Origin of the sequence: Marinobacter sp. (genome assembly GCF_014859525.1) — a bacterium.
Taxonomy (GTDB): Bacteria; Pseudomonadota; Gammaproteobacteria; order Pseudomonadales; family Oleiphilaceae; genus Marinobacter.
On the sequence record NZ_JACUUB010000105.1, the window covers coordinates 1 to 6592 of the forward strand.

5 protein-coding genes are annotated in these 6592 nt (G+C 57.5%); 4 read left to right on the forward strand and 1 reads right to left on the reverse strand.

From position 1 onward, the window contains the following. Positions 1–122 precede the first annotated feature (122 nt). The 3 genes from IBX51_RS13800 to IBX51_RS13810 all read left to right on the forward strand — a co-directional run bounded on the left by IBX51_RS13800 (position 123) and on the right by IBX51_RS13810 (position 2486). Positions 123–1664 (forward strand): flagellin, encoded by a 1542-nt coding sequence (locus IBX51_RS13800; protein WP_291831869.1) that lies wholly within the window; start codon positions 123–125, stop codon positions 1662–1664. Between the two features lie 194 nt (positions 1665–1858). Continuing rightward, positions 1859–2098, forward strand: coding sequence for a type II toxin-antitoxin system Phd/YefM family antitoxin (locus tag IBX51_RS13805; protein ID WP_061333890.1), 240 nt, complete (start codon positions 1859–1861; stop codon positions 2096–2098). 1 nt (position 2099) lies between these two features. Further along, positions 2100–2486 carry a type II toxin-antitoxin system VapC family toxin gene (locus IBX51_RS13810; protein WP_291831873.1) on the forward strand — a complete coding sequence of 129 codons (387 nt, stop codon included), beginning with the start codon at positions 2100–2102 and terminating at the stop codon, positions 2484–2486. Positions 2487–2545: 59 nt separating this feature from the next. Here the strand turns inward: IBX51_RS13810 and IBX51_RS13815 are convergent, their stop codons facing one another. Then, complete coding sequence (locus tag IBX51_RS13815) at positions 2546–3943, reverse strand: plasmid pRiA4b ORF-3 family protein (RefSeq protein ID WP_291831874.1); 1398 nt, start codon at positions 3941–3943, stop codon at positions 2546–2548. 183 nt (positions 3944–4126) lie between these two features. On the opposite strand from IBX51_RS13815, the gene IBX51_RS13820 reads away from it, so the two are divergent. After that, positions 4127–6130 (forward strand): tetratricopeptide repeat protein, encoded by a 2004-nt coding sequence (locus IBX51_RS13820; protein ID WP_291831875.1) that lies wholly within the window; start codon positions 4127–4129, stop codon positions 6128–6130. The last annotated feature ends 462 nt before the right edge of the window (positions 6131–6592 follow it).

Genomic DNA, 6592 nt, shown 5'->3' on the forward strand with positions numbered 1-6592 from the left:
TTAAAACTGGCACACCCTTCGCTTGGTATCCGGCAAAACGGCAATTTAACGAATTTCCGCCGGCAAGGGTTCCCCTCACAGTGGGCACCAGGCTACCGGCACCTCTGAGCAGGAGAATAGATATGCCTCAGGTCATTAACACCAACATTGCGTCGCTGAACGCGCAACGAAACCTCAACACGTCACAGGGTGACTCAAACGTTGCTCTGCAGCGACTGTCTTCGGGCTTGAGAATCAACTCGGCCAAAGACGATGCTGCTGGCCTGGCCATCTCCGAACGCTTCACCGCTCAGATCTCCGGGCTCAATCAAGCGATCCGTAACGCAAACGACGGCATCTCTCTGGCCCAGGTAGCAGAAGGTGCTCTGGGGGAATCAGGCAACATCCTGCAAAGAATACGGGAGCTGGCCGTTCAGTCCGCGAACGCAACTAACAGCGCCTCAGACCGAAGAGCATTGCAATCCGAAGTTAACCAGCTAAAGCAAGAACTCGAACGCATCGCGACAACGACTGAGTTCAACGGCCTCAAGCTTCTTGACGGCAGTTTTCAGGCCCAGAAGTTCCAGGCAGGGGCCAACGAGAACCAAACTATCGCTGTTTCCATTACCGGTGCCCGAATTACAGACTTGGCGAATAACACGGTTTCGGGCGCCAACGAAACTGCGAGAGCTGGCACGGGATCGGTTACCGCCGCTGCTGCCGATGCGACCGGCGATAACACCATCCTGGAGCAGGTGGTTACCATCTCCAGCTCTTTGGGGAGTGCAACGGTAGAAGTTAATGATGGAGATACCGCTGAGGACATAGCGGCTGCCATAAACACCAAGCTCGAATCTACCGGCGTTCAAGCCAGCGCACGAACCTCTGTCGAACTGTTTGGCTTGGATCCGACCCTGGACGGTGATGGTATCCAGCAAGGTGCAGGCACCTATACCATGACCGTATCCTCTGGCGGTCAAGAGGCAACGGTATCCGCGCAGATCTCAGACGTTAACGACCTCCGGCCTCTCGCTAGAGAAATCAATGCCGCTTCCGGCTCCACTGGTGTAACTGCCGAAGTCGAGGGTGGTCGCCTGCGACTCATTCAGGAAAGCGGTAAAGACATCCTGATTGAAGGCTTCTCAACAAACGCTACTACTTCAACGGTAAGCGTAAGGGGCAGTTCCGAACTAGATGCAGACGCAATAACCCTGGATGGAGCACCGGCATCTGCGACAAACAGTACCATCGCTTCCGGTGAGATTACCTTTGATTCGTCTGTGAGCTTTGCTGTTTCTTCCGACGTTGCCGCTGCCGGTGGAAGCATTCTTAACGCGCCAGCCGATAGCGCAGTCGGCTCAACGAAGGAAGACGTTAGTGGAATCGATATCAGTACTGTTGAAGGAGCTACAAACGCTCTAGCTGTTGTTGACGCAGCCCTCGAGACGATAAGCGGTATCCGCGCCGACCTGGGTGCTGCCCAGAATCGATTTGAATCGACAATAGCGAACTTAAGCACCACATCAGAGAATCTGTCAGCTGCGCGTTCGCGAATCCGCGATGCCGACTTCGCCGCAGAAACCGCCGAACTGGCTCGCACCCAGGTGCTCCAGCAGGCTGGTCTCTCCGTACTGGCCCAGGCCAACGCCAGGCCCCAGCAGGTGCTCCAGCTGCTACAGGGCTAAGCTCCCGCAGCACCACCAAAACGGCCGGGCTAACCCCCCGGCCGTTTTAATTTGGGGTCAGACCCAAAGACATTTCACCCTATCAAATGTAATCGGGTCTGACCCAAAAATTCGTTCCAGCTACTACTGGCCCACAACGCCCCCACACGCTAAACTAAGTCAGATGAACTAAGCACAACCAAATGGAGAGCCACATGGAATCCGTCAACATGCACGAAGCGAAAACCCGGTTGTCTCAACTCGTTGCCCGTGCCGCTAAGGGCGAAGCTTTCATCATCGCAAAGGCGGGCAAGCCTGTTGCCAGGGTAACCGCCTACGATTCTCCTGAAGAGAGCCAACAGAGACGATTGGGTTTTTTGGCGGGCGAATTCAAAGTACCGGACGATTTTGACCGGATGGGGCAAGACGAGATAACCGAGCTGTTCGGAGGGTGACATGAACCTTCTTCTGGACACTCACCTACTGCTCTGGGCCGCAGTGGAGCCAAATAAGTTATCCCCCGAAGCGGCAGCCATGATCAGTAACGAAAATAACAGGCTGTACTTCAGCGCCGCCAGTATCTGGGAAGTCGTCATCAAAAATGGCCTGGGGCGGCCAGACTTTCATGTTGACCCACACCTGCTCCGGCGCGGGCTGGTTGATAATGGCTATACAGAATTGGCAATTTCGTCACTGCACACCCTGGCCGTTAGCCACCTGCCGGAAATCCACAAAGACCCATTCGACAGAATTCTCGTTGCCCAGGCCGAGACAGAGGGCTTCCTGTTGCTGACGGCCGATGACCTGGTCGCACGTTACCCCGGCCCCGTCCGCCGGGTCTAATCTGGGGTCAGACCCCAAGACATTTCACACCATCAAATGTCCGGGGGTCTGACCCCACCCTAACCCTTAGCAAACACCCCCTCAAACAAAGCCGTTCTCTGCAGCTGTTGCTCAGCCTCCTCGCGAAACAGAGCCCGCTCCGGGTTCAATTCAATCAACCCCAACAGCCGAAACAGCCGGACTACCCTGGAATCCAGTGCCCAGCGGGTTTGTTGTTCTTCGCTGGCATACGGCAGGGGGCGCGCCGAAAGGGGCAGTTGCGGGAAGGCCGCCAGCATGTCGTCTATGTACCCCTTCACTGGTAACCTGTCGCCGCCTTTCTCTGCCAGCAACCACAAGAAGAAGGGGCCGACCGTTTGTATATCGTTCAGCCCGTCGTAATGGTCCATCCAGGCCCAGTTGAATTCAGAGAACGCAGCGGCCAGCATGTCCTGATAAAGGGTTAGCCAGCCTTTGGTATCGAGGCGTTTGGCGGCGGATTTCTTCAGCAGCAGGCGGCCCTTTTGCTTTCGGGTGTAACCGGCCAACTCCAGGAGCACGCGGGTAAGTTGCACGCCAAGAATGTCTTCCTCCGAGCGCACAGAACCGTATCCGGCAAACGGCACCACCACCTCCTCGCCGGCGGCCTCAATCATGGCCTTCACCTGCTTGAGCGGGAGGTTACCTTTGCCGGTCAGGCGAATGCCCTTCTCGCCAAGCTCATTAACCAGTACTTTTGCCATCTGAAGGATGGGTGCCGTATCCAGCTCCTGATCAACCGCTTTTGCATTGATCAGCGGCTTGAACACAGACGGGCAATGCAGCGGGCTCTGCAGCAGTTCATGCATCTGGCTTGGGCTCAGGCCACAGAAATCCACAGGCGGCAGCGCATCAACGTCGTTCTCCGCAAACAGGGCATCCCGCTCTGGGAGCAGCTGATTGATTTCCTCCAGGTTCACAAACTCGGGATCAAACTCCCCACCCCACCACTCCTTCACGCCCTCGTGTTCCGGGTGCGCGGGGTCATGCATGGCATTCAAAAACTCGTAGTAACCGTGAACGCCACCCACATCTTCCGGCGGGCACTGGCGGGCGGCTTTTATGCAACGGGGCAAGTGCCCTTCATCGCCTGCGGGCAGAATCTTCTCCAGCTTGATCTGATGCTCCCAACTGTCGCCAAAATCATACTCATATTTGATGGCCTGGCCTTCCCGTTTCAGAACACTGCCCACCAGCAAGCGGGTTTCATCCAGAAACCCCATCATGTCGTCCTCGTCTTCCTCAGGGTCGCCAATCAGCCTGCCATCCGCCGCCTGAAACAAATGCAAATGCGACCCCCGCCACCCCATGGCAATCTGGATAATCCGGTGCAAATCCTGAAACGTCGCCTCCGGCGAAACCAGCAACCTCCGCCAAATGGGCGGCTTGCTGCCAGAAAGCGTGACCTTAATTTGATAAACCTTACCTTGCTCGCCCATAACCGCTCCTTTTTTGGGGTCAGACCCCAAGACATTTCGAGGCTGCAAATGTATTTGGGTCTGACCCCAAATTCAAACCCCAAACTGGCACACCTTTCGCAACATCATCCTCAAAGCACGGCAAACCGTCAAAAAACTGCAGACCTTTGCCGCATCGGATAATGGCTGGTAACGAGGTGTTCCATGCACGTACAACATCACAACGCTCATCTTCCCCGCTCGGTTCAGGCGCAGGCGGCGCGGTTGGTTTTGCAGGCGAATCTGGCGTATGGGGAGTCCAACAGCAATGGGCTTTCCTATATGCAGCGGCTGAAGGCGCGGTTTAAATGCCGGGAGTATCTGGACCAGGCGCTGGCGTTGGAGCCGGATAACGCCGCCGCCCTTGGCCTGCTGGGCCGGGTGGAGATGGACGACGGCCAGCTTGAGAAAGCCCATGCCCTGTTCAACGCCAGCCTTAACAGCCAGCCTGCGCAGGCCCAGCAATACGCCAACCTCGGTTACTGGGCACTGAAAAGCGAACGGCCGGCCCTGGCGGAAGAGTATTTCTTGAAGGCGCTGGAGTGCGACCGGCAATCGGCCGCCGCTTTCTGCGGTGTCGCCCACGCCAAGCGCCTGCAAGGCCAGTTCGATGTGGCCTACCTGCATTACCGCAAGCTGCTGCAAACCGGCTCCCTTTGGGATTCGGTGTATTCCGGCATGCTCAGCTGCGCCCAGCATCTGCACATCCACAAAGCCGATGCCGAGCTGGCGCAGGATGCCATCGCCCTGCTTCGCAAAGACGGCCTGCCCCATCAGGAAATCGGTCGGTTTGTCGGCGCCATCATCCAGCAGCAGTACGATCTGGATAACCCGAATGCCGAGGTGTTCCTGGATGCGGCCGCTGATGACGAATTGCTGATTCTGGCCCTGCAGAAAACCCTGATGCCGAACGCGGCGGTGGAAGAACTGGTGGTGATGCTGCGCCGTGCCGTGATGGCAGAAGTGGCGCAAACCGCCAGCCTGCGGGACGAACTCCAGCCACTGTGCCTGGCCATTGCCGAGTACGCAGACCGCACCGGCTATGCCCTGGCCGCGGAAGACGATGAAGAGCGCCTGGCGGCTACGATTAACGACAGCATTGTGGCCCAATTCGCCGTGCGCGAACCGCAAGAGGCCCTGATTGGCTCGCTGATGATCAGCGCCATGTACGGTGCCCTGTTTCATCAGGGCTTTGCCATGCAGCTGGGGCAATGGAACCTGGTGGACTGGCCCCTGGCCATGCAGCCGATGATGGCTGCCAGCTATTACAGCCGCGCTGAAGAAGAAGCCATCAAACAGAATTTCGATGAAAAAGCGGAAGAGCTCTGCCTGGCCAAAACCGACGTGCCACAAGCCTGGCCCGCGTGGAGCCAGCTGGCCTATCGCACCGAAACCAGCCTGAAATCGGTGATGGCTCAGGAACTTGGCCTGAACACCAACAACCTGCCCGCCATCCTGCGCATTCTGGTGTGCGGCGCCCAGTCTGGCCAGCGCGCCATGGAACTGGCGCAGTACCTGGATGACGTAGAAGTGATCGCGGTGGACGAATCCCTGGCCAACATCGCCAAAGCCACCCGCATGGCGCACACCCTGAACATGAACAACATCGTGTTCTGGCCCTGGTCCATCGCCCAGCGATTCGTGGCCGACGGCCATCAGGTACATTGGGTAGAAGTGGGCCGCCTGCCCTCACCCGCCATGACCGAATTGTCTCTGGCCGCACTGGTGAACAGCGCCTCCATCACCGGCGCCGTGGTGCACATGCACACCAGTCTGGCCGAGCAAACCGCCGGCGACAAACAAATCCGCCGATTGATAGCCGAACACCAGCTGCACCCCACCCGCACCAGCCTGCGCCAACTGCGCCGCATGGTGCTGGCCAACAAACACGATGCAGCCTGGAATAGTTTGCTGCAAGACGACGACTTCTACAGCCTCGGCGGCTGCCGCGACCGCTGGTTCCGCCCACAAGACGCCGACCAGCTCAAAGAACTGCTGGCACTGGTCAGTAACGAAGTGGAATGGAAACTCGTCAAAGCCCGCGACGAAGACGGCCACAGCCTGGCCACCGGCCCGGTACAACGGCAAATCCAGGCCGAAGCCCTGGGCAGCGAAGTGCAAAGCCTGATGGGCCAGAACCTCAGCGTCTACTTCCAGCGCCGCAGATAAACGTTGGGGTCAGACCCGCGGACATTTGGCCGCATCAAATGTCTTGGGGTCTGACCCCAATTTCAACGCTGCAGAATTGCAATCACTCGATCAACCAGTCGGCCCACAGCCTCATTACTCAGGCAGGCGACTTCTTTGAAGCAGAATAGATTCGTTGGCGGTGAACAACTTGCCGGGCCGGGCAAAGCTCTGGCGATGGAGGGTACCTCTGGAAAACGAACTGTCGGCTATTTCGAAGGCCTCATTGTCATAAGGCTTGCTGGTCACCTGGCACAAAATGTAATCACCTTTCCCGGCGCCCGCCAAAACCACGGCTGGTCGCAACTTCTGGCTGCTGAGATCCGAGAAGGGAAACCGAATCAGAACTACACTTCCTTTTTTAAATGTTCCCACGCTTTTTCTTCCTCATCCTTGAGCCAGTCCTCCGCCAGCGCTGATTCTGCAGCAGCCAGCACCTCATCC

Excerpts from the sequence above, each read along its gene's own strand:
- IBX51_RS13815 (WP_291831874.1), bottom strand. The coding sequence starts at position 3,943 with ATGGGCGAGCAAGGTAAGGTTTATCAAATTAAGGTCACGCTTTCTGGC.
- IBX51_RS13810 (WP_291831873.1), top strand. The coding sequence starts at position 2,100 with ATGAACCTTCTTCTGGACACTCACCTACTGCTCTGGGCCGCAGTGGAG.
- IBX51_RS13820 (WP_291831875.1), top strand. The coding sequence starts at position 4,127 with ATGCACGTACAACATCACAACGCTCATCTTCCCCGCTCGGTTCAGGCG.
- IBX51_RS13800 (WP_291831869.1), top strand. The coding sequence starts at position 123 with ATGCCTCAGGTCATTAACACCAACATTGCGTCGCTGAACGCGCAACGA.
- IBX51_RS13805 (WP_061333890.1), top strand. The coding sequence starts at position 1,859 with ATGGAATCCGTCAACATGCACGAAGCGAAAACCCGGTTGTCTCAACTC.